This is a genomic window from Tropicibacter alexandrii (genome assembly GCF_003667315.2).
In the GTDB taxonomy this organism is placed as follows: Bacteria; Pseudomonadota; Alphaproteobacteria; order Rhodobacterales; family Rhodobacteraceae; genus Tropicibacter; species Tropicibacter alexandrii.
The window spans coordinates 86406-109053 of the sequence record NZ_RCTZ02000009.1; the positions used below are offsets into that span (position 1 = coordinate 86406).

Genomic DNA, 22648 nt, shown 5'->3' on the forward strand with positions numbered 1-22648 from the left:
CGTTCCCCATTGCCCCGCTGCGTCGATCCGGGCAGTCTGCTGCCAAAACAGGGGGCTTTATGGAACCAGTCACAACCCGGCGCGAGGGTCGCGTCTTGATCGTCACGCTCGACCGGCCCAAGGCCAACGCCATCGACGCCGCCACCAGCCAAGCTTTGGGCCGCGCCTTTGCCACCCTCCAAGCCGATGACAGCCTCTCCGTCGGGATCATCACCGGCGGCGGCGACCGCTTCTTTTCCGCCGGGTGGGACCTCAAGGCCGCTGCCGAGGGCGAGGCCCCCGATGCCGATTTCGGCGTGGGCGGCTTTGCCGGGTTGACCGAATTCTGGGACCTCAAGAAACCCGTCATCGCCGCCGTCAATGGCATGGCGCTGGGGGGCGGGTTCGAACTGGCGCTGGCCGCCGACATGATCGTCGCCACCAATGCCGCCACCTTTGCCCTGACCGAGGCCTCCTTGGGCATCGTGGCCGACAGCGGCGGCGTCATCCGCCTGCCGCGCCGCCTGCCACGCGCCATCGCGATGGAGCTGATGATGACCGCCCGCCGGGCCACCGCCGAGGAATTGGCGCGCTGGGGTGTCGTGAACCGCGTCACTTCGGCCCACGACCTCATGACCGAGGCGCTGGACCTCGCCAACCGGATCGCCGCCAATGCGCCGCTGTCGCTGCAAGCCATCAAGGAGATCGACAGCGCCACCCAAGGCACCTCGATACAGGACGCCTACGCCATCATGCGCAATGGCGACCTGCCGATCTATCGCAGCCTCTACGCCTCGGACGACGCGACCGAGGGCATGGCCGCGCTCGCCGAAAAACGCGCCCCCGACTGGAAAGGCCGCTGAGGTGTTGGTGACGGAAACCTTCCTGCATGACTGGACAGGCCAGATCGCGGTGCCGCTGATGCTGGTCGAGAACCACGTCAAACCCGACTGGGTGGATGAATATGGCCATCTCAACATGGCCCATTACCTGACGATCTGCGATCAGGCGAATTGGGCCTTCTGGAACTGGATCAACGCGCCCGACCAGACCATTGAGGCGCGCGGCGGCGCGGAATACGTCATCGTCGAAAACCACGTCACCTATGGCGGCGAACTGGCCGAGGGCGATGCGGTCACGGTCGAAACCCGGCTCCTTGCCCATGACGACAAGCGCGCGATCCTCTTCCACCGCGTGCTCGACGCCAGCGGCGCCCAAAGCGCCACGAACGAGGTCAAGCTCCTCGCCTTCGACCTGACCACCCGTCGCGCCAGCAAGTGGTCCCCGCGCGTCGCAGACCGCCTGCACGACATCGCGAAAGCCCACGCATCCCTGCCACCCGCCCCCGAGGCCGGCCGCGCCATCACGCTCAGATCGCAACGCGCCTAGGCTTCTTCTGGCCCAAAATACCGCGGGGTGAGGTCCGGCACGGGCCGAGGGGCAGAGCCCCTGATCGCGCCCATCCCATCCAAATGCAAAAGGCGGGCCCGGTCCGTTAAGACCGGACCCGCCCTCGGGCGACGCGCAGAGCGCGGCGCAACCAGATCAGGCCGCGTCGGCCTGCGGATCGAACCGCCCGTAAAAGCTCTGCCCCTTCGCGGCCATGTCGCGCAGCAGGTCGGGGCAGGCGAACCGCTCGCCATAGGCATCCGACAGCTGGTCACAGCGTTCCGCCGCATAAGGCGCGCCGATCATGTCCAGCCAGCTCAGCGGACCGCCGGACCACGGCGCAAAGCCCCAACCCAGGATCGCGCCGACATCGCCCTCACGGATGTCCTCCAGCACGCCTTCCTCCAGCGCGCGCACCGCTTCCAGCGATTGCGAGAACAGCAGGCGGTGCTGCACGTCGATCAGATCGGGCTGTGCCTCGGCCTGCGGATACTGCGCCTTGACCACCGAGGACAGGCCCTGCCGCTTGCCCTTTTCGTCGTAGTCATAGAAGCCCGCCTTGGTCTTGCGGCCCAGACGCCCTTGCTCTTCCATCCAGAAGATCACCTCGTCGACCTCGCCATCGGGGTAGGCATCGCCCATCGCGGCCTTGGTCGCGCGGGCGATCTTGGCCCCCAGATCGACCGAGGTCTCATCCACCAGTTGCAGCGGCCCCAGCGGCATGCCGACCATCTTCGCGGCGTTCTCGATCAGGGCAGGGGCGACGCCCTCCTTCACCATGCGGATGCCCTCGTTGATATAGGGAATGATGCAGCGGTTCGCGTAGAAGAAGCGCGCGTCGTTCACCACGATCGGCGTCTTGCGGATCTGCCGGGTGAAGTCCAAGGCCTTGGCCACGGCCCGATCCCCAGTCTTTTTCCCCTTGATGATCTCGACCAGCATCATCTTTTCAACCGGGCTGAAGAAGTGGATTCCGATGAACTGCTCGGGGTTCTTCGACGCCTTGGCCAGCTCGGAAATCGGCAGGGTCGAGGTGTTGGTGGCAAAGATGCAATCGGTATTCGTCACCGCATCGACGGCCTTCGTGACCTCGGCCTTGACCTTCGGGTCCTCAAAGACCGCCTCGATGATCAGGTCCGCATCGGCCAGCGCGGCGTAGTCGGTGGTGGCGGTGATCCGGCCCAGCACCTCGTCCTTCTTCTCCGGCGTCGCCTTCTTCCGCGCGATGCCCTTGTCCATGTAGTCGGCGGTATAGGCCTTGCCTTTGTCCGCCGCCTCCTGCTTCTGGTCGATCAGCACGACCTCCATCCCGGCCTGCGCCGAGACCAGCGCGATGCCTGCGCCCATCATGCCCGCGCCCAGCACGCCGACCTTCTTCACCCGCTGGTCCGGCACACCCTCGGGCCGCACCGCGCCTTTCTCCAGCGCCTCCTTGTTGATGAAGAGCGACCGGATCATGTTGCCCGAAGACGGGTTCATCAGCACGTTGGTGAACCAGCGCGCCTCGATCTTCAGCGCTGTGTCGAACGGCACCAAGGCGCCCTCATAGACCGCCGACAGCATCGCCTTGGCCGCTGGGTAGACGCCCTTGGTCTTGCCGTTGACCATGGCGGACGCGCCGACGAAGGTCATGAACCCCGCCGGGTTATAGGGCGCGCCGCCGGGCATCTTGTAGCCCTTCGCGTCCCACGGCTTCAGGATGTCGGCATCCTTGGCGTTCAGAACCCACGCTTTCGCCGCCGCAAGCGGATCGTCCACCACCTCGTCGATGATGCCCGCTGCCTTGGCCTTCTTCGGCTCGGACAGCTTGCCTTCGAGCAGGAAGGGCGAGGCTGCCATCGCGCCCAGCTTGCGGGTCAGGCGGGTGGTGCCGCCCGCGCCGGGGAAGATGCCGACCATGATCTCGGGCAGGCCGATCTTGGCCTTGGCATTGTCGGCGGCAAAGATGCGATGCGTGGCCAGCGGGATTTCCAGCCCGATCCCGAGGGCGGTGCCGGGCAGGGCGGCGGCGATGGGCTTGCCGCCCTTGTTGGTCTTTGCATCCATCCCGGCGCGCTCGATCTTACGCAGGATGCCATGCATCTTCATCGTGCCCTCGAACAGCCCGCGCGCGGGGTCGTCGCCAGCCATCTCCTTCATCTTGGCGATGACGTTCAGGTCCATCCCGCCGGCAAAGGTGTCCTTGCCGCTGGTGATGACGATCCCCTTGATCGCCTCATCGGCCAAGGCTTGATCGATCAGCGCGTCCAGCTCGGCCAGACCGTCGAGGGTCAGCACGTTCATCGACTTGCCCTGCACGTCCCAGGAAATGATCGCGACGCCGTCGGCGTCGGTCGTCATGGTGAAATCGGTCATGTCTTTGTCTCCCGAAGTGTTGGGTGTTGTCCGGTCCACTTGTGGTGGCCCCGGGCGTTTAGGATCGACGACATCTGCCATGTGCCGCCTGTGCGGTGCAGCAGGGCCGTCGAGGTATAGGGGGTTTCCACCAGCGTCCCGCGCGAGCGCAGCTCGGTGCGGTAGGTGGCCATCACGGTGTCGTCATCGCAGATGTCGAAATCCAGCGGCACGCGCCGCAGGTCGTCCAGCGCCATCTTGTCGGCGGCGTCGAGGTAATCGGCAAAGTTCCGGGCCAGATCGTCATGGCTCTGCAACAGCACCGGGCCCTGAGCCGTGACCATGGAAAAGGGCAGGGCCATGCGCGACGCCCAGCGGTCGATCTGCCGGGTCAGGAAGGGCGCTGTGATGTCGTCGAGGAAGGCGTCGAATTCTGCCTGCGTGAAGGGCATCGGCAGGCGTTCGCCGGGTTTCAGCGGAGCACCGTCCGGGTCATCGGCCGCCAGCAGCGGCCATGTCCCGCGCGCGACGTTGTTGCGCGCCTCGCGCATGCGGAACTGGCCGGTCTCGCGCACGAGGATCATGTAGGCGTCGAAGCTGGGGAACACGTCCAGCGTGTCGCGCAGGAACCAGCAGCGATACTGCCCTTCGATCATGTCCTCGGTGACGTAGCGCGCCCGCGTGACCGAGCGCACGTAATCCGTCACGCGCATGTCGTGTATCGAATTGTGCAACTGCGACAAGGCTTTGTCGAGCTCTTGGTCATGGTTGAAGGTGGCGATCCCCTGCTTGGTATGGATCGTGTGCGGATCGGTGGTGAAGGCGCGGATCAGTTCGGGATCGTATTCCCAGATCGCCATGGTCAGGCGATTGAGCACACCCTGCATCACCGCCCGCGCCTTGGCCGGGGTCAGGCCTATCTTGTCGAACTGGGTCAAACCGGCCCCCCGTCACGACGGCTGAAGGTCATCTGGCCGTCGGCCACCGTCACCTTCATGTCGAGATCGGAATACCAGCCGGTTTCCGTCGCGGTGCGCGTGCCCACCACGATGAAGGCGCCGGGCGCCTCAGAGCGGTTGACGATGTGGTGCCCGTTCGGATCGCCCGCCGGAAAGGCGCAGCAATCGCCGGGGCCAAGCGGCGTCTCGCCCGTATCGTCCACCAAGGTCAGGCGGCCCTCGGTCACCACCAGAAACTCGTCCTGTTTTTCGTGCCAATGCCGCAAGGAGGACATGGCGCCGGGTTCCAGCACCACGCGGTTCACGCCGAATTGCGTCAGCCCGCCCGCATCGCCCAGCCGTTGCTGGCTGCGTCCGGCCATCGCCGCGTCATGCGGGGCAGGGTAGCTGGACCCGGTGCGGGTCTCGATGGTGGTCAGGTCGAGCTTTGGCATGGCCGGTCCTTTCCGTCGCTGCGGCGCAGCCCGTCGCCGATCACCGTCAGGTCGCGGTTGCGCAGCGCCGAGCGCAGGCCGACCGATCGCCAGCCGTCATCGACAAGGCGCAGCGTCATGACCGCCTCGTAGGGCGGCACCGCGCGCTGCCCGCCCGACAGGAAATGCGTGACATGGCGGCCGACGATCTCGGTCTGCGCATCGGAGGTAAAGGCCGCCTCGGTGCAGATGCGGTGATATTCCGTCACGCGCAGACGCTGCATCGACTTGGCCTGTGCGTGCAGGCAGGACATCATCTCGGTGGCGTCGCGGATCACGGTGGTGCCCTCGGCGGTCTCCATCACGTTGGGAAACGCCATATTGTTCAGCACCTCCTCCAGCCGACCGGCAAGGAAGGCGCGCGTCACCACGTCCAACTGCCTTTGGTAGATCGACCGGGCCAGTTCCGGGGCCGGCACGATCTGCGCGGCCTGCATGTCGAGTGTCGGGGTCACGAGGTCACCTCGCCGCTGTCCGGGGCACCGCGCGTCCAGTGGCCGGCCGGGTGCATGATGGTGCTGATCTGCCAAGGTCCGTCGGGCGTGCGCTCCATCGTCATGGCGCTGACATAGGACGGCACGAACAGCCGCGTGCCGCACAGGATATGCGTGCGATAGCTGCCATGCATCCGGTCCGCCCCGGCCTTCACGGCGGATTTCACCAGCCGCACGATATCGGTGATCTCGTTGACGGTGAATTCGCGCATGTAGTGGCGGAAATCGGCTTCGAGCGCGGCGCGCGTGGCAAAGACCTGCCGCGCCTTGCTGCCCTGCAGGAACAGCGGCAGCCGGATGACATCGGCCAGAAGGTCGAAATCGCCGGTCAGATAGGCGCGTGTCGCCTGATCCAGCACGCTCTGGAACTGCGCGCGCGCCGCGACCTGTTCGGCCTCGGTCTGATGGCCGACGCGCAGCAGGGCGCTTGAAAAGGTTTCGGGGTCCGAGACGATATGCTCGGTCGCGATGGTCAGCCAACGGTCGCCGCGACGGCGCAGGGTGGCGATGTTGGGATAGGGCGCGCGATAGGGCTGATCCCCGGCCATCAGCTGAGTGACATAGCAATAGCGCAGCCCGTCCGGCCCGTCGAACAGTGCCGACTCCACCTGCCGGTCCAGCCGCGTCACGCCGCGTGCGCGGTAATACTCGACCGCATCGTAAAACCCGTCGCGCAGTTCGTCATTCGTTGCGCGACGGGCGATTCCGGTCTCGGTGGCGATGGTGTAGGGGGTTTCGTAATGCCGGGAAAACAGGTCGAAATCGCCCGAGATCAGCGCCGCGCCGGTTTCCTCCAGCGCGGTCTGGGCGATCGCCCTTGCCTTTTCATTCCCGGCATCAAGCATGCTTAAATCCGCTCGATGATCGTAGCGGCGCCCATGCCCGAGGCGATGCACAGCGTCGCCAGCCCGGTGCCCTTGCCGGTGCGTTCCAGCTCGTCCAGAAGCGTGCCGATGATGATCGCCCCGGTCGCACCCAAGGGATGGCCCATTGCAATGGAACCGCCATTCACATTCACCCGATCCATGTCCACGTCGAAAGCTTGACAGAACCTTAACACGACAGATGCAAACGCTTCGTTAACCTCGAAGAGGTCGATGTCGGAAATGCTCATCCCGGCATCGTTCAGGATCTTTTGGGTGGCGGGGACGGGGCCCGTCAGCATGATGGTCGGGTCGGTGCCGATCTTGGCGGTGGCCTTGATCCGGGCGCGGGGCTTGAGCCCGTATTTCTCGCCAAACGCCTTGTTGCCGATCAACACGCCCGCCGAGCCATCGACGATGCCGCTGGAATTGCCCGCGTGGTGGACGTGGTTGATGCGTTCGAGATGCGGGTATTTCATCAAGGCGATCTGGTCGAAACCGGGCATCACCTCGCCCATATCCTTGAACGACGGCTTGAGCGCGCCGAGGCTTTGCATGTCGGTCTGCGGGCGCATGTATTCGTCGCGGTCCAGAATGGCGAGGCCGTTCTGGTCGCGCACCGTCAGCACCGATTTGGCAAAGCGGTTGTCCTCCCACGCGGCGGCTGCGCGGCGCTGGCTTTCGACCGCCAGCGCATCGCAATCGTCACGGGAGAACCCGTATTCGGTGGCGATGATGTCGGCGGAAATGCCCTGCGGGACGAAATACGACTCCATCGCAAGGCTGGGGTCCACGGCAATCGCCGCCCCGTCGCTGCCCATGGCCACGCGGCCCATCATCTCGACACCGCCAGCGATATAGGCCTCGCCCGCGCCGCCCTTCACCTGGTTGGCGGCCAGGTTCACCGCCTCCATGCCCGACGCGCAAAAGCGGTTGATCGCCAGACCGGGGATCGATTCATCCAAGTCAGAGGCCAGCACAGCCGAGCGCGCAAGGCAGCCGCCCTGTTCGCCCACCTGCGTCACGTTCCCCCAGATCACGTCCTCGACCGCGTGGCCATCGAGGCCGTTTCGGTCCTTGAGCGCGTTCAGCACGCTCGCCGACAGCCGCAGCGAGGTCACCTCGTGCAGGGCCCCATCCTTGCGGCCCTTGCCGCGCGGCGTGCGGACGGCGTCATAGATATAGGCTTCGGTCATGTTGCGTCCTTCTTGGTAGGTCAGGCCCGGTCCGCGGGGGAGCCGGGCATCAGGTCGTAGGGATGTTTCCAACCGCTCAAAGCTTCGATGTTCGAGAGCCAGCGGTCGATATGGGTCCATTGCGCTCGGTCAAAGCCGAACGGCTCGGGGTAGAACAGGTAGCCGCAGCAGGACAGATCGGCATTGGTGACGGCCTCCCCCACGATCCAGTCGCGGCTTTCCAGATGCCGGTTCAGCACCTTGTAGGCCGAGGCCAGCCGCCCCTGCATGAAGTCGATCACCGGCTGCGGGCGCTTGTCCTCGGGCAGGAAGTTCATCAGGAACCGGGTCATACCCGCCTGAGACGACATCTTGTGATTGTCCCAGAACATCCAGCGCAGCACCTCGCGTCTTTCCGCCTCGGTGGTGCCGCCGAACTTGCCGGTCTTCTCGGTGACATAGGTCTGCATCACCCCCGACTGGGTCAGCGTCACGTCGCCATCCACCAGCACCGGTGCTTCGCCCATCTCGTTGAGCGCCAGATAGTCCGGCGTCCGCGTCGCCCCGTTGAAGAAATCGACATGGACCGGCTCCCAGTCCAGCCCCGACAATTCCAGCGCGAGCGCCGCCTTGTAGGCATTCCCGCTTTCACCGAAGCAATGAAGTTTGATCGTCATGCGCATCCCTCCCGTCGCGCCTGTGTCCCGGTCCGGAGCGGGGGTTTCACACCCCCGCACCCCCGTGGGGTATTTTCACCAAGAAGAAACAGAATGTCGCATCCTTTGCTTACCGGGCATTAACGTTAACGCGCCTATCGTGGCTGTGCGGTACAGGCTGGGGAGCCGATGACCGCCCAAGGAGAAGCCCTGCCTCTCGCCAAAGGGTCAGGCATGACAGGAAGGTCGACGGCAGCCCGCGTCAGGGCCCGATGCGCGGCCTTCCTGTTTCTTCTTGGCGAAAATACCCAAATTCCATCCTCTCCACACACGCCCCGGTCACAGGGCGCGCGCGATCAACTCCTTCATGATCTCGTTGGTGCCGCCATAGATGCGCTGCACGCGCGCATCGGCCCACATCTCGCCCACCGCGTATTCCTGCATGAAGCCGTAGCCGCCATGCAATTGCAGGCACTCGTCCAGCACCTCGCCTTGCGTGTCGCTGAGCCAGTATTTCGACATCGCCGCCTTTTCCACGCTCAGCTCGCCGCGCAGGTGTTCCGCGATGCAGGCATCGAGGAAGGCGCGTGCGACGGTCGTTTTCGTCTGGCATTCGGCCAGCTTGAAGCGGGTGTTCTGGAACTGGGTCAGCGGGCCGCCAAAGGCTTCGCGGGTCTTGCAATACTCGATCGTGCGCGCGACCGCGCCTTCCATCGCGCCCACCGCGCCGCAACCGATGATCAGCCGCTCCTGCGGCAGCTGCTTCATCAGCTGGTAGAAGCCCTGACCCTCTTCCTGCCCGAGGATGTTTTCCGTCGGGATCTCGACATTGTCGAAGAACAGCTCGGACGTGTCCGCCGCGTGGCAGCCGATCTTGTCCAGATTGCGCCCGCGCTGGAACCCGTCGGCGCCGTCGGTTTCCACCACCACAAGCGACACCCCCTTGGACCCGGCAGTCGGGTCGGTCTTGGCGGCGACCACGATCAGGTTGGCGTGTTGTCCGTTGGTGATGAAGGTCTTCTGCCCCGACAGCCGATAGGCGTTGCCATCCTTCACCGCCTTCGTCTTGATCCTTTGCACGTCGGACCCGGTCGAGGGTTCGGTCATCGCCAGCGCGCCGACCAGCTCGCCCGTCACCATCTTGGGCAGCCAGCGGTGTTTTTGTTCCTCGGTGCCGTAGGCCAGCACGTAATGCGCGACGATGCCGGAATGGATGCCGTGGCCCCAGGACGCCAGATTGGCGCGCGAAGCCTCGATCAGGATTGCGGCCTCATGCCCGAAATCGCCGCCCGCGCCGCCGTATTCCTCGGGAATCGAGGGGCACAGCAGACCCAGTTCACCGGCCTGCTGCCACGTCTCGCGGTCCATCATGCCCTGCTTGCGCCAGCGGTCATACTGGGGCTGCCACTCGGTCTCGATGAACTTGCGCGTCATCTCGGCCAGCATGGCGTGTTCGTCACTCATCCAGCTCATGGTGTCTCCCTAGCGCTTGCGCGCCTCCAGTTCCGAGTTGAACAGCCGCAGCCGGTGGTTGAGCGCGTCGGTATCCGTGACGCTGTCGAAATTCTCGAAGAGAAACGACAGCGCCTCGCCCTCGTCCAGACCGGCTTCGGCGGCAAAGCGTGTGAGGTTACGATAGCCGTCTTCTGTCATGGCGACAGGAAAACGCCGCGTCAGACGAAACCGTTTGGGCATGGGACCTCCGGCAAGTCGGGTGTGGTTGCCCCCACCTTTCCCTCAGAAGGCTTCGGCGTCCAGTGCCATCACCGTCTCTGCGCCGGATTCGATGCGCCGCAGATGGGTCGTGGTCATCGGCAGTTGGCGCGCCATGTAGTAGCGGCCCGTGGCGATCTTGGTCTTGTAGAAGTCCGCATCGCCCGCCCCCTCGGCCAGCTTGTCCTCGGCCACCACGGCCATCTTCGCCCACATCAGGCCAAGGCAGACATGGCCCATCAGGTGCATGAAGTCATAGGACCCCGACAGCGCCGCGTTCGGGTTCTTCATACCATTTTGCATGAAGAACATGCCCGCCGCCTGCAGATCCTTTGACGCGGCCTTCAGCGGTTCGCGGAAGTCCTTGTCGAAGCTGTCCGACCGGCCCTTGGTTTCCTTGATGAAATCCGTGACCTGCGCGAAGAAGGCCATGACATGCTTGCCGCCATCCTGTGCCAGCTTCCGGCCCACGAGGTCCAGCGCCTGCACGCCATTCGCGCCTTCGTAGATCATGGCGATGCGGGCATCGCGGGCGAATTGGGACATGCCCCATTCCTCGATATAGCCGTGCCCGCCATAGACCTGCTGGGCGTTTGTGGCCATCTCGAACCCCTTGTCGGTCAAAAAGCCCTTGATCACCGGCGTCATCAGCGACACCAGACCATGCGCCGCCGCGTCGTCACAGCGATGCGAGCGGTCGATCAGGTTCGCGCCCCAATAGGCAAAGGCCCGCGCGCCTTCGACGAAGGATTTCTGGTCCATCAGGTTGCGGCGGATGTCCGGATGCACGATCAGCGGATCGGCGGGGCCATCGGGGTTCTTGACCCCGGTCACGTCGCGCCCTTGCAGGCGGTCCTTGGCATAGGCCAGCGCGTTCTGATAGGCGACCTCGGCCTGCGCATAACCCTGCAGGCCCACGCCCACACGTGCCTCGTTCATCATGGTGAACATGGCGCGCATGCCCTTGTGTTCCTCGCCCAGCAGATAACCCGTGGCCTCGTCATAGTTCATGACACAGGTGGAGTTGCCGTGGATGCCCATCTTCTCCTCGATCTTGCCGACCGAGACGCCGTTGCGGGCGCCGGGCTTGCCATCCTCGATGATGAACTTGGGCACGATGAACAGCGACACGCCCTTGATGCCCTCAGGCCCGCCGGGGATCTTCGCCAGCACCAGATGGATGACGTTCTCGGACATGTCATGGTCACCGGCAGAGATGAAGATCTTCTGCCCCGTCACCTTGTAGGTCCCGTCGTCCTGCGGCACGGCCTTGGTGCGCATCAGGCCCAGATCGGTGCCGCAATGCGGCTCCGTCAGGTTCATGGTGCCGGTCCATTCGCAGGTCACCATCTTGGGCAGGTACATCTCTTTCTGCGCGTCCGTGCCATGGGCGTGGATCGCCGAATAGGCGCCGTGCGTCAGGCCGGGATACATGTTGAAGGCCATGTTCGCCGCCGAGAACTGCTCGCCCACCGCCGTGGCCACCACGTAGGGCAGGCCTTGGCCGCCATAGTCAGGGTCGCAGTCCAGCGCCGTCCAGCCACCCTCGCGCATCTGGTCGAACGCCTCCTTGAAGCCCGTGGGCGTCCGCACCACGCCGTTCTCCAGCACGCAGCCCATCGTGTCGCCCACCGGGTTCAGCGGGTTCAGCACGTCAGAGGCCAGCTTGCCCGCCTCGTCGAGGATGGCGGTCAGCGTGTCGCGGTCCATGTCCTCGTAGCCGGGGATGTCCTGCCGGGATACCCCCAGAACATCCTCCAGCACAAAGATCTGGTCCGTGATGGGCGCCGTGTATGTGGGCATGTCTCTCTCCCTTGCCGGCGGCCAGTGGGGTTACTCGGCCGCGCTCTTCGTCTCGATCGAGGTCAGCATACGCTCACCCCATTTCATCTGGTCTTCCAGCTCGACGATGGCAGCGTCCAGTTCGTCGCGCTGAGCCCGCATGTCGGCCAGACGGTCCTTGGCGATCTCGTAGGCGCGGGCCAGCTGGGTATGCTGCTGGTCGCCCTCGCCATACAAATCGAGCAGCTGGCGGATTTCCTCCAGCGAGAAGCCAAAGCGCTTGCCGCGCAGGATCAGCTTCAGACGTGCGCGGTCGCGGCGGGTGAATAGGCGTTTCTGGCCTTCACGGATCGGGAACAGCAGTTCCTTCTGCTCGTAAAAGCGCAGCGTCCTCGGTGTCACCTCATACGCGTCGCACATCTCTCGTATCGTCATCAGTCGGTCGTCGTTCATTGGTCTTTCCTCAAGCCGCGAGTGTGTGTGTGTATGTCTGCCTTGCGCCTTGAGGTGCGGATCTGGGGACATTCCTACAATGGGAAAAACAGGTGACGTAACTCATACGTCACGTCACTTTTAAGTTGACGTAAGATCAATAAACGTCAACACCCCGGATGCGCAATAAACCTTCAAAGCGCTTTGACGGCCTTCGTAAGGAAATCCTTACCTCATCCCCGGTCAAAAGGTTAACAAAAAGTTAACACAGCGTTAATCCGAGCGATGGTGATCAGCCTGACCAAGGGATTCGGCGACGTCGTCACGAAGTGACCGCAACTCTGTCAGCGCATCTTCCAGTTGTAAACGTTGTTCTTCCAGCTCTTTGATCTGACCATTGGCCATGTCGATCCAGGCACGCATCTGCGCCTCGGTGCCTTCCTTCTCGTAGATCAGCAGCCATTGCCGGATGTCTTCCAGCTGAAAGCCGAACTTGCGCCCCCGCAGGATCAGCGTCATCCGCGCGATCTCGCGCGGGCCATAGAACCGAGACCGGCCGTCGCGCTCGGGCTGAAGCAGTTCGATATACTCGTAATACCGCAGGGTGCGCGGGGTCACGTCGAACTTGGCGCACATTTCCTTGAAACTCAGGCGGGTGTCGGGCATCTGTCTTTCTCTCCCTTGGCAGACGCAAGGTAAGCCGGGGCCGACGGGCTGGCAACCGCATCGCTCGGGGTTGCGGGGGCGCGGGGCGCGTGATCAATATGGCGCGACACCGCTCAGGAAAGGCAAGCGCCATGACCGCCGACAAGGCCCGCATCGCAAGGCAGTTCATCGAGCTCATCCCGCATTCCCGGGCGCTGGGGATGACCATCACCGAGATCGGCGATGGCGTGGCCGAGATCACCATGCCCTACGATCCGCGTTTTATCGGCGATCCGGAAACCGGCGTGATCCATGGCGGCGCCGTGTCGGCCTTGATGGATACCTGCGGCGGCGCGGCAGTCATGAGCCACCCGCGCAGCCCGGCGGGAACGGCGACGATCAACCTGCGCATCGACTACATGCGCCCGGCGGCGCCGGGGCAGGCCGTCACCGCGCGCGCCGAATGCCATCACATCACCCGCAGCGTCGCCTTCGTCCGTGCCACCGCATGGGACGAGGACCGCGACCGCCCCGTGGCGCAGGCCACCGGTGCCTTTACCGTCGAGGCCGCCCAATGACCCGCAAGCCGCCCGAACCCGTGCAGGTCGTCAAGCAACGCCGCGACGCGGCGCTGAACGCGCTGGTCGGCGGGGTGCCCTACATCCAGTATCTCGGCGTGACCTTCGACCGCCGCGGGGACGAGCTGACCGCGAACCTCGCCTTCGATGACAAGCTGATCGGCAACCCGCTGCTGCCCGCGATCCATGGCGGCGTGACCGCTGCCTTCCTCGAAATCACCGCGATGATCTCGCTGTCGTGGAGCTGGCTCTGGGAAGATATCGAGTCGGGTCGTCTGGATGTCGACACGTTGGCCGCGGGCCAGCTGCCGCGCCTGCCCAAGACCATCGACTTCACCGTCGATTACCTGCGGTCAGGTCTGCCGCGCGACGCCTATGCGCGGGCGCGGGTCAACCGGTCGGGGCGGCGCTATGCCTCCGTCCATGTGGAGGCCTGGCAGGACAATCGCGACCGGCCCTATGCGCAGGCCAATGCGCATTTCCTGATGCCCCGCGGCACCGCAGCATAAGGCCTGCGCCGTGACCGACACGATCACGCATCGCCGCGTGCTGAAGATCGCCGTGCCGATCCTGCTCGCCAACATCACCGTGCCGATCCTCGGCGCGGTCGATACCGGCGTCGTGGGCCAGATCCCCGAGGCCACGCCCATCGCCGCCGTCGGCGTCGGCGCCGTCGTCATCAGCGCGGTCTACTGGATCTTCGGATTCCTGCGCATGGGCACCGCCGGGCTGACCGCGCAGGCGCGCGGCGAAGGCAACACCCCCGAGGTCGCCGCGCTTTTGACCCGCTCGCTGATGATCGGGCTGGCGGGCGGGTTGGCCCTGATCGCGCTTCAGGCGCTGATCTGGCGCGGCGCCTTCGCCGTGTCGCCCGCCGGGCCCGAGGTCGAGGACCTCGCGCGCAGCTACATGCAAATCCGCATCTGGTCCGCCCCGGCGGCCATCGCGATCTTCGGCATCAATGGCTGGCTGATCGCTCAGGAACGCACCCGCGACGTGTTGATCCTGCAGGTCTGGATGAACGGCGTGAACGTGGCGCTCGACCTGTGGTTCGTGCTGGGGCTCGGCTGGGGCGTCGGCGGGGTCGCGTTCGCGACCTTTCTGGCCGAGTGGTCGGGGCTGGCGATGGGGCTGTGGCTGTGCCGGGCCGCTTTCCGGGTGCCCGACTGGCGCGACGGGGCGCGGGTCTTTGATCGGGTTAAGCTCAAGCGCATGGCCGTGGTCAACACCGACATCCTGATCCGGTCACTGTTCCTGCAGGCGATCTTCGTGTCGTTCCTGTTGTTGGGCGGGCGGTTCGGTGCGGTCACGCTGGCCGCTAATCAGGTGCTGCTGCAATTCCTGCATGTCATGGCCTATGCGCTCGACGGCTTTGCCTTTGCGGCCGAGGCGCTGGTGGGGCAGGCGCTGGGCGCGCGCGCGGTCGGGCAGCTGCGCCGCGCGGCGGTGCTGACCAGCCTTTGGGGGCTGATCTGCAACCTGCTGTTCTCGCTGGGCTTTGCGTTGGCGGGCGCGACGATCATCGACATCATGGCCAAGGACGCCGAGGTGCAGGATGCCGCCCGCAGTTATCTGCCATGGATGGTGGCCGCGCCGCTGGTCGGGCTGCCCTGCTATATGCTCGACGGGATCTTCATCGGGGCGACCCGCACGGGGGACATGCGCAACATGATGGCGCTCTCGGCGGCGATCTATGTCGCGGCGGTCTACCCGTTGATGGGGCTGATCGGCAATCACGGGTTGTGGCTGGCGCTGCTCGTCTCCTTCGTCGCGCGCGGGGTGACATTGGGGCTGCGCTATCCGGCCTTGGAACGCGCCGCGAGGCGCGTTTGAACGCGTTTCGAAACGCGTTCACCGCAGGTTAACCGGAATCGCGCTTTGATCGGAACATGGGACAGTTGCCTGATCATCTTACACCGGAAATCTGGTTGGCGCAGATCTTTGCGTCGCAAGAGGCGCTGCGCGGCGGCGTGGTCAAACGCAAGATCCGCGACGTGGAACGCCTCGTCGGACGGGCGCAGTTCGTCGCGGAGTTGGACCGGCGTGGATTTCAGGCGGTCGAGAACAACCAGCATTTCGTGATCTTCTGCAATCCGAACCCGATCCGGCGGGTGCGCTGACAAGGGCTTTCGAAAGCCCTTGTCCAACGCGCTTCGAAGCGCGTTGCAAAGCGGTTTCGAAACCGCTTCGCCCAAGCGCGTTCGAACGCGCTTGTCACCCCGCCGCGACGCTGATCTCGTAGGTGAAGGTCGCGGGGTCCAGTTCGTCCTGCGGCACCCCATCGATCACCGCCTGCGGGTACATGAAGAAGGGCAGAGTGCCCGTCAGCCCCGGCAGCGTCACGTCATGCGCGGTGTTGTAGCACAGCCAGTTGCCCTCGGCGCCGCCGAACAGCCCCGCGCGCACCGCCGCGACCTCGGGATCGGCCAGCGTCAGCGTTTTCGGCGGTTCTTCCAGAACCACCTTGCGCACATCCGCCGGGTCGACCGGCACCCAGCCTGCGCCGTCGATGAACACCTCGGCGCGGCAATGCTGCGCCTTGGTCACTGTCTCGGACCCGGCCCCCAACGCCTTGTAGCCAAAGGCCGAGGGCGCCACGCGCAGCCCATACAGGTCGCGCGCCGGCAGGCCCGCCGCGCGGGCCAGCCCAACATACAGCGCGTTCAGATCGGCGCATTTACCCGTCAGATCCCCCGTCGCCAGCATCGAGGCCACATCGCCCAGCCCGCAGCCGCGCGTCTCGGGGTTGCGTTCCGTCTGCTCGACCACCCAGTCATAGATCCGCCGCGCCTTGGTCAGATCGTCATCGGCATCGCCGACGATGGCGCGCGCGGTGTCCAGCACCAGCCCGTTCGTCGGGATGAAATCCGTCGCGGCCAGATGCAGCGCGCGCTCGGCATCGCTCAGCTCCGCCGCGCCCGACCCGGTCAGATCGACCCGTCGATCCTGCACCGAGGCGCGGCTCACCACCTCCAGCGCGGCGGGCGTCTCGCCCGCGTCCCAGCGCGCATGCACATAGGCGATGCCCTGCGCATCGTCGCGCACCAGCGCGGCCTCGCCGGTGGTCTGGAACGTCGTCGCGCCGGGGCGCGCCCATGTCTCGTCCGCGTGATACGGCACCGGCACCCAGGCCTCGGCGGCCGCGCCCTGACGGGGCAGGGCGATGCGCGTGGTCAGGACGAATGTCCGCCACCCGGAGGGGGTGGGGGCATATTGCGCAGCGCGCGCCACCGATCCAAGGCAGGTCATCGCTGCGGCAGAGCCGATGAAGGTGCGGCGGGTCAACGTCATGAAACGGTCCTTTCGGGAAATCTGGCCTGCCTATACGCCGCTCCGTTCCCGGGCTTCAACCCTCGGGATTTAGCCCTTCCAACGCCCGCCCACGTGCTTTAAACCAGCCCCGATAAAGGCGGAGAGGCGCAATGGACGATCTGGTGAATTCCTTCATGACCGGCCCCGATGAAAAGGGGCGTTTCGGCATCTTCGGCGGGCGCTTCGTCTCCGAGACGTTGATGCCGCTGATCCTCGAACTTGAGGAGGAGTACGAGCGCGCCAAGACCGATGACAGCTTCTGGGCCGAGATGGACTTCCTGTGGAAGCACTATGTCGGCCGTCCCTCGCCGCTTTACCACGCCGAACGCCTGTCCGAACGTCTGGGCGGCGCCAAGGTCTACATGAAGCGCGACGAGTTGAACCACACCGGAGCGCACAAGATCAACAACGTGCTGGGCCAGATCATCCTCGCCCGCCGCATGGGCAAGACCCGCATCATCGCCGAGACCGGCGCAGGTCAGCACGGCGTCGCCACCGCCACCGTCTGCGCCAAGTTCGGCCTGAAATGCGTGGTCTACATGGGCGCCCATGATGTCGAGCGTCAGGCCCCCAACGTCTTCCGCATGCGCCTGCTGGGGGCTGAGGTCGTCCCCGTCACCTCTGGCCGTGGCACGCTCAAGGACGCGATGAACGACGCGCTGCGCGACTGGGTCACCAATGTCCGCGACACCTTCTACTGCATCGGCACGGTCGCTGGCCCGCACCCGTACCCGGCGATGGTCCGCGATTTCCAGTCGATCATCGGCAAGGAAACCCGCGAGCAGATGCACGAGGCCGAGGGCCGTCTGCCCGACACCATCATCGCCGCGATCGGCGGTGGCTCGAACGCGATGGGCCTGTTCTTCCCCTTCCTCGACGACAAATCCGTCAACATCATCGGGGTCGAGGCCGGCGGCAAAGGCGTCAATGCCAAGATGGAGCACTGCGCCTCGCTCACCGGTGGCCGCCCCGGCGTGCTGCACGGCAACCGCACCTACCTGCTGCAGGACGATGACGGCCAGATACTCGAAGGCTTCTCGATCTCCGCCGGTCTCGACTATCCCGGCATCGGCCCGGAACATGCATGGCTGCACGAAATCGGCCGCGCGAAATACGTCTCGATCACCGACAAGGAGGCGCTTGAAGCCTTCCAGCTGTGCTGCGAGACGGAAGGAATCATTCCCGCATTGGAGCCCTCCCACGCGCTGGCCCATGTGATGAAGATCGCGCCGGAGCTGCCCAAGGACCATATCATCTGCATGAACATGTGCGGGCGCGGCGACAAGGACATCTTCACCGTGGCCAAACACCTTGGCTTCGACATGTCCGATACCGAAGGCCGCACCGCCGACTGAGGCGCGCAACAGACGGAAACCGCAAGCGCTTTGACGCGGCGGTTTCCACCGCGCCCCGCGCGAACCCTTTCCCAATATTGCGCAACCTTGAAATATTGTTGCGCGCTCGCCACAGGCGATCCGGACGTTCAACTAGATGGTGAGCAGCTTATTTCGGCTGTGTTGGTCAAAGCTTCAACGCTTAAGAGCGGGAGCCATTCCGGGCGATTTGCCCCCGGTGCTGCGCGCCAACCTTGATCCGCGCAATCGGTCAACTGGCAACACCGTTGACCGCGCGAAATCAACAAGCGATGTTGAACGCGGACGGAAGCCAGCTGAACATTCTGTCAAGCTGCTTTACACCCTCGTTTTGCGTCCGCCTGCAAGTTTGATTGTTTCTTTTTTCAGGAGATTGCGATGTCGCTTCCTACCTTTGAAACCAAGACCCGGGATTGGGAGATTGCCTTTGCCCACTCCGACGGCTTCGGACTCGGCCTGGCATTCGAAACACACGGGTTCATTATGCACTCGCCATCTTTGGGAGTTTTGGTCGCACTGCAGACTATGGCAGTGTCGCTCATGACAGCGCCGAAATTACCGGAAACGAGCTCAAAAGTCGTGGATACATTCAAGAAGATCAAATCCGAGACCGAGAGCTTGTCGGGCCATTCTCACCCGGCGTTCTTTCGCGTTTCCGCGCAGACGTCCTTTAGCTGCAATGACCTCGATTGCTGTCAGGTCTATTTCACCGTTTATGACCCGGCCATGTTGGCACCGCAGGCCAACGCGGCAGGAATGATGCTTCGAACGTCGATCAAAAATCAGCCACTATTCGACGCGAATATTCTTGTACCCTCCGCAATACTACCAAGTCTTTCGCTGGGGTCAGCCCTGATGAAGGTGACTCAAGCGGCTCTCTTTGATTGATCCATACTGGGTCGGGCACTCGTGCATCGAAAGCTCAAAGGGTTTTGCCCTGAAGCTCGACGCATTTATCCCAATATTGTAAGTTTCCGGAACAATGGAAGCAGAAACTCCTCGTCGCTTTCCTGGCGGGGTCGCGTACCTGCGCGATTGACACGAACTTTGCCTCGGGTCCGCCGTTTCCGTGGACGGTTTCGTGGATAGATTGTGTATATTGTCAGGAATGCCCCTCAGACGCGGCAAATCCGTCTGAAAAGTTGTGAAACGATAAGCTATTTCACCTGACATGAGTGTGCAGGGAAATCCTTGATCCCGGCAGTTTTTCTTTTGGATCAGGCGGTTGCGCTGTGTTCTTCGAGCACGGCCAGCGGCACGATCTCCAGCGCGCGCAGATGCGTCGCGTTCAGATCCACCTTGGGCGCGCAGCCCTCGTCATGCGCCTGCAGGAAGCGACCGGCGCACAGGCACCAGCGGTCGCCGGGCTTCAGCCCCGGAAAGCGGAACTGCGGCATCGGCGTCGACAGGTCGTTGCCGACATATTTGGAATAGGCGAGGAATTCGGCGGTCATGACGGCGCAGACCGTGTGACTGCCGTGATCCTCGGCGCAGGTATTGCAATGCCCGTCCCGGAAGAACCCGGTCACGGGGTCGTTCGAACAGGGCAGCAGAGCGCCGCCCAACACGTTGATTTCCGGGTCTTTCCGGATCATCTCTCAATCCTCCAACCGGGTCGCGATGCGGCGCAGCATGGCGATGGCGTCTGGCTCGGCCTCCGGGTCGCGAAAGCCGCGATCCGCCGCCGTCATGGCCACCACGATACCCGCCTGCCGATTGACATAGATGTATTGGCCGTAAATGCCACGGGCCATGAATTCGCCCTCGGGCGCATCCTCGGCGATCCACCACTGATACCCGTATTGCCACGCCCCCGGCCGGGTCTTTGCCCGAGGCGCGGTCGAGGTCGCCACCCAGTCCGCCGGTACGATCTGGCGCCCGTCGAAATAGCCGTCATTGCGGAACATCTCGCCCAGCCGCGCATAGTCGCGCACCGTCAGGTTCAGCCCGCCCAAGGCAAAGGCCACCCCGTACCCATCGGCCAGATAATGCGGCGAGCCATGCGCGCCCAGCGGCGTCAGAAGCCGCTCGCCCAGCAGATCGGGCAGTGTCCGCCCCGTGGCCCCCCGCAACACCATCGCCAACACATGCGTGTCGATCGACACGTAGTGCCACTCCACCCCCGGCTCCGCATAGGTCCGGTCCAGAGCCGCCGCAAAGGCGTCCATCGAGCGGCCCAAGGCAAGCACGCGGCCCATCTGGTTGATGTCGCTCCAGAAATCCATGTAGTCCTCGTCGAACTCTACGCCCGAGGACATCGTCAGCACGTCGCGCACCGTTGCGCCATCATAGGCGCCACCCGCCAGCGCGGGCACATAGGTCACCACCGGGTCGTCCAGCGACGCGATCTCGCCCCGCTCCAGCGAAATGCCCACCAGTGCCGAGACATAGCTTTTCGCCATCGACCACGAAATCCGCTGATCCGCCGGACCGGTGCCGCGGTGATAGCTCTCATGCACCACGCGGCCCTCGTCCAGCACCACGATGCCGGTCACCTTGCGGCGGTCCAGCCACGCCTCCCAGTCGTCGGGCAGGCGCATCTGCGCGCCGTCCGGCAGCGGCGTGACCGTGCCGCGCACCGGGATCGGAACGCTGTGGAAGATTTCGCCCATATGGCTGAAATTCTCGACGATCCGCCCCTCGTCGAACAGCGTGACGGTCGAGCGCAGGCGCAGGATTTCGTCCCGCTTCCACAGGCTCAGACCGGCGACCAGCACCACCAGCAACAGCAGGAAACGCCTGAGCCACACCATCACGTCACCGGAACTTGTCGGCCAGCCGCTGAAGCGGACTGCGCGTGTCTGGTTCCGGCTCGGGCTCCGGTGCGGGCTTGGCGGCGGGGGCGGTCTTGGACGATCGGGCAGGGGCCACGCGCAGGGCCACGGCGTTCTGGAACTTGCCCGCATCGCCTGCCGCCAGATGCGGCGCGCCATCGCTCAGCCCGCGCAACACGTCGTCCAGCATGTCAGCTTCGGCCTTGGCGAAATCCGACAGCACGTAGCCCGCCACCCGGTCCTTGTGACCGGGATGGCCGATCCCCAGCCGAACCCGTTGATAAGCCTCGCCAATATGCTGATGGATCGAGCGCAAGCCGTTATGCCCCGCATGCCCGCCGCCCATCTTCACCCGGACCTTGCCGGGGGCGAGGTCCAGCTCGTCATGGAACACGGTGACATCGCCCGGCTCCAGCTTGTAAAAGCGCATCGCCTCGCCGACGGACTGGCCGGACAGGTTCATGAAGGTCTCGGGCTTGAGCAGCAAGACCCGTTCGGAGCCAAGCCGCCCCTCGGTCAACTGCCCCTGAAACTTCGCCTTCCACGGGCCAAAGCCGTGATCCTCGGCGATCCGGTCCAAGGCCATGAAGCCGATATTGTGCCGGTTGCCGGCATATTTCGCGCCGGGATTGCCAAGGCCAACAAAGATCTGCACCGCGCCCTCCGCTATCGGGTTTTTCTTGTCATACGCCGAAACGGCTTTTGTCACAACGGGTTGGAGGCGGGTGGTGGAAAACTGCCGGGTGTCGGGTTTGCGGGTAAAGCCTACGCCGGAACCAAGCGCCAAAGCGCGGGACCAAGGCCGCAGGCCGCCGCGCGACCGACTGGTCGCCCCCACGGCCTGTCGATCTGTCGAGGCTGGCTCAACGTGTCGAGGTCTCGCGGACTTGGCCCGGATAAATCAAGAGGATCAAGTGAAAGGCTCGATCAGCCGCGGCCCGTCGATAGCGCGGCTCCCCGGCCCCAACAAAAAGGCCCCCGCCAAACCGGCGAGGGCCTCTCAAATCCGTCAAGCGGTCGAAGCTTACGCTTCTTCGGCCTCGGCTTCGTCGTCTGCTGCGTTCTCGGACGCCACCAGACCCGACGGGGCCGAGATGTTGGCGATCACGAAGTTGCGGTCGATCGTGGCCTTTGCGCCTTCCGGCAGGGTCACGTCGTTGATGTGCACGATGTCGCCGATGTTCAGACCGGCGAGGTCCACGACCACCTTCTCGGGGATGTCACCGGCGGTCACGACCAGTTCCACCTCGGGACGAACGACGGTCAGAACGCCGCCCTTCTTGATGCCGGGGGCGGTTTCCTCGTTGATGAACTCGACGGGGATGAACAGGTTGACCTTCGAGGTGCGGCGCAGGCGCATCAGGTCGAAATGGGTCGGCAGGTCCTTCACCACGTCACGCTGCACGTCGCGGCAGATCACGCGGACGTCCTCGTGTCCTTCGACCTTCAGGTTGAAGAGGGTCGACTTGAAACGGCCGGCCTTGAGCTTCTTCAGCAGGACGTTGAAGGGGATGTTGATTGCCAGGGGTTCTTTGTCACCGCCAAAGACGATGCCCGGAACGAGGCCCTCACGGCGCGCTGCGCGAGCGGCGCCCTTGCCCGTCCCCGCACGTTCCGTAGCTTCGAGATCAGGAATCTCACCAGCCATGTGTATCTCCAATATGTCTAGGGCAGGGTGCCTCCAAGGCTGTCACCCCGCGTGAAGCCGTGCCTGTAG

General features: G+C 64.3%; 25 protein-coding genes. 8 read left to right on the plus strand and 17 right to left on the minus strand.

Annotated features, from left to right (window positions below; genetic code table 11):
- The first annotated feature begins 59 nt into the window (after nucleotides 1–59).
- Both D8Z78_RS13240 and D8Z78_RS13245 read left to right on the plus strand, forming a co-directional pair.
- Nucleotides 60–842, plus strand: coding sequence for an enoyl-CoA hydratase-related protein (locus tag D8Z78_RS13240; RefSeq protein ID WP_121630748.1), 783 nt, complete (start codon nucleotides 60–62; stop codon nucleotides 840–842).
- A 1-nt stretch (nucleotide 843) separates the two neighbouring features.
- On the plus strand, nucleotides 844–1368 hold the full coding sequence (locus tag D8Z78_RS13245) for a thioesterase family protein (RefSeq protein ID WP_206169682.1): 525 nt from the start codon (nucleotides 844–846) through the stop codon (nucleotides 1366–1368).
- 156 nt (nucleotides 1369–1524) lie between these two features.
- Here the strand turns inward: D8Z78_RS13245 and D8Z78_RS13250 are convergent, their stop codons facing one another.
- The 12 genes from D8Z78_RS13250 to D8Z78_RS13305 form a co-directional block, all read right to left on the minus strand.
- Nucleotides 1525–3723 (minus strand): 3-hydroxyacyl-CoA dehydrogenase NAD-binding domain-containing protein, encoded by a 2199-nt coding sequence (locus D8Z78_RS13250; RefSeq protein ID WP_121630750.1) that lies wholly within the window; start codon nucleotides 3721–3723, stop codon nucleotides 1525–1527.
- Nucleotides 3720–4640, minus strand: a complete 921-nt coding sequence (locus tag D8Z78_RS13255; RefSeq protein ID WP_121630751.1) for a nuclear transport factor 2 family protein — start codon at nucleotides 4638–4640, stop codon at nucleotides 3720–3722. Before D8Z78_RS13255 ends, D8Z78_RS13250 begins: the two co-directional genes overlap by 4 nt.
- Nucleotides 4637–5095, minus strand: coding sequence for a cupin domain-containing protein (locus tag D8Z78_RS13260; protein ID WP_121630752.1), 459 nt, complete (start codon nucleotides 5093–5095; stop codon nucleotides 4637–4639). Before D8Z78_RS13260 ends, D8Z78_RS13255 begins: the two co-directional genes overlap by 4 nt.
- Complete coding sequence (locus tag D8Z78_RS13265; protein WP_128910787.1) at nucleotides 5077–5589, minus strand: hypothetical protein; 513 nt, start codon at nucleotides 5587–5589, stop codon at nucleotides 5077–5079. Before D8Z78_RS13265 ends, D8Z78_RS13260 begins: the two co-directional genes overlap by 19 nt.
- Nucleotides 5586–6473 carry a hypothetical protein gene (locus tag D8Z78_RS13270; RefSeq protein ID WP_121630754.1) on the minus strand — a complete coding sequence of 296 codons (888 nt, stop codon included), beginning with the start codon at nucleotides 6471–6473 and terminating at the stop codon, nucleotides 5586–5588. Before D8Z78_RS13270 ends, D8Z78_RS13265 begins: the two co-directional genes overlap by 4 nt.
- Nucleotides 6474–6475: 2 nt before the next feature.
- A complete protein-coding gene (locus D8Z78_RS13275) occupies nucleotides 6476–7687 on the minus strand; it encodes an acetyl-CoA C-acetyltransferase (RefSeq protein WP_121630755.1) in 1212 nt (403 codons plus the stop codon).
- Between the two features lie 20 nt (nucleotides 7688–7707).
- Complete coding sequence (locus D8Z78_RS13280; protein WP_121630836.1) at nucleotides 7708–8343, minus strand: glutathione S-transferase family protein; 636 nt, start codon at nucleotides 8341–8343, stop codon at nucleotides 7708–7710.
- Nucleotides 8344–8661: 318 nt separating this feature from the next.
- The gene (locus D8Z78_RS13285) at nucleotides 8662–9795 is read right to left on the minus strand and encodes an acyl-CoA dehydrogenase family protein (protein ID WP_121630756.1); all 1134 of its coding nucleotides are present in this window, start codon (nucleotides 9793–9795) and stop codon (nucleotides 8662–8664) included.
- Nucleotides 9796–9804: 9 nt separating this feature from the next.
- Nucleotides 9805–10017 (minus strand): hypothetical protein, encoded by a 213-nt coding sequence (locus D8Z78_RS13290; protein WP_121630757.1) that lies wholly within the window; start codon nucleotides 10015–10017, stop codon nucleotides 9805–9807.
- Between the two features lie 42 nt (nucleotides 10018–10059).
- Nucleotides 10060–11838 (minus strand): acyl-CoA dehydrogenase C-terminal domain-containing protein, encoded by a 1779-nt coding sequence (locus D8Z78_RS13295; protein ID WP_121630758.1) that lies wholly within the window; start codon nucleotides 11836–11838, stop codon nucleotides 10060–10062.
- Nucleotides 11839–11868: 30 nt separating this feature from the next.
- Nucleotides 11869–12270: a MerR family transcriptional regulator gene (locus D8Z78_RS13300; protein ID WP_121630759.1), complete on the minus strand. Its 402-nt coding sequence runs from the start codon at nucleotides 12268–12270 to the stop codon at nucleotides 11869–11871.
- Between the two features lie 252 nt (nucleotides 12271–12522).
- Nucleotides 12523–12915 carry a MerR family transcriptional regulator gene (locus D8Z78_RS13305; protein WP_121630760.1) on the minus strand — a complete coding sequence of 131 codons (393 nt, stop codon included), beginning with the start codon at nucleotides 12913–12915 and terminating at the stop codon, nucleotides 12523–12525.
- Nucleotides 12916–13046: 131 nt separating this feature from the next.
- Between D8Z78_RS13305 and D8Z78_RS13310 the strand changes: the two genes are divergently transcribed.
- Genes D8Z78_RS13310 through D8Z78_RS13325 form a run of 4 tightly spaced genes read left to right on the plus strand, consistent with a single transcriptional unit; the run spans nucleotide 13047 to nucleotide 15592 of the window.
- Complete coding sequence (locus D8Z78_RS13310; protein WP_121630761.1) at nucleotides 13047–13472, plus strand: PaaI family thioesterase; 426 nt, start codon at nucleotides 13047–13049, stop codon at nucleotides 13470–13472.
- Complete coding sequence (locus D8Z78_RS13315; protein WP_121630762.1) at nucleotides 13469–13981, plus strand: PaaI family thioesterase; 513 nt, start codon at nucleotides 13469–13471, stop codon at nucleotides 13979–13981. The genes D8Z78_RS13310 and D8Z78_RS13315 overlap by 4 nt, the downstream gene beginning before the upstream one ends.
- Before the next feature lie 10 nt (nucleotides 13982–13991).
- Nucleotides 13992–15305: an MATE family efflux transporter gene (locus tag D8Z78_RS13320; RefSeq protein WP_121630763.1), complete on the plus strand. Its 1314-nt coding sequence runs from the start codon at nucleotides 13992–13994 to the stop codon at nucleotides 15303–15305.
- Nucleotides 15306–15361: 56 nt separating this feature from the next.
- Nucleotides 15362–15592, plus strand: coding sequence for an N-(5'-phosphoribosyl)anthranilate isomerase (locus D8Z78_RS13325; RefSeq protein WP_121630764.1), 231 nt, complete (start codon nucleotides 15362–15364; stop codon nucleotides 15590–15592).
- Between the two features lie 94 nt (nucleotides 15593–15686).
- Here D8Z78_RS13325 and D8Z78_RS13330 read toward each other — a convergent pair whose 3' ends face one another.
- Nucleotides 15687–16763, minus strand: coding sequence for a transglutaminase-like domain-containing protein (locus D8Z78_RS13330; RefSeq protein WP_121630765.1), 1077 nt, complete (start codon nucleotides 16761–16763; stop codon nucleotides 15687–15689).
- Between the two features lie 131 nt (nucleotides 16764–16894).
- On the opposite strand from D8Z78_RS13330, the gene trpB reads away from it, so the two are divergent.
- Nucleotides 16895–18139, plus strand: coding sequence for a tryptophan synthase subunit beta (gene trpB, locus D8Z78_RS13335; RefSeq protein WP_121630766.1), 1245 nt, complete (start codon nucleotides 16895–16897; stop codon nucleotides 18137–18139).
- A gap of 396 nt (nucleotides 18140–18535) precedes the next feature.
- The gene (locus D8Z78_RS13340; protein WP_121630767.1) at nucleotides 18536–19045 is read left to right on the plus strand and encodes a hypothetical protein; all 510 of its coding nucleotides are present in this window, start codon (nucleotides 18536–18538) and stop codon (nucleotides 19043–19045) included.
- Between the two features lie 329 nt (nucleotides 19046–19374).
- Here D8Z78_RS13340 and D8Z78_RS13345 read toward each other — a convergent pair whose 3' ends face one another.
- The 4 genes from D8Z78_RS13345 to D8Z78_RS13360 form a co-directional block, all read right to left on the minus strand.
- Nucleotides 19375–19752 carry a DUF2237 family protein gene (locus D8Z78_RS13345; RefSeq protein ID WP_121630768.1) on the minus strand — a complete coding sequence of 126 codons (378 nt, stop codon included), beginning with the start codon at nucleotides 19750–19752 and terminating at the stop codon, nucleotides 19375–19377.
- Between the two features lie 3 nt (nucleotides 19753–19755).
- Nucleotides 19756–20910 carry a serine hydrolase domain-containing protein gene (locus D8Z78_RS13350; RefSeq protein ID WP_121630837.1) on the minus strand — a complete coding sequence of 385 codons (1155 nt, stop codon included), beginning with the start codon at nucleotides 20908–20910 and terminating at the stop codon, nucleotides 19756–19758.
- Between the two features lie 4 nt (nucleotides 20911–20914).
- Nucleotides 20915–21586 (minus strand): aminoacyl-tRNA hydrolase, encoded by a 672-nt coding sequence (gene pth / locus D8Z78_RS13355; protein WP_121630769.1) that lies wholly within the window; start codon nucleotides 21584–21586, stop codon nucleotides 20915–20917.
- A gap of 369 nt (nucleotides 21587–21955) precedes the next feature.
- Nucleotides 21956–22579: a 50S ribosomal protein L25/general stress protein Ctc gene (locus D8Z78_RS13360; RefSeq protein ID WP_121630770.1), complete on the minus strand. Its 624-nt coding sequence runs from the start codon at nucleotides 22577–22579 to the stop codon at nucleotides 21956–21958.
- Nucleotides 22580–22648 lie beyond the last annotated feature (69 nt).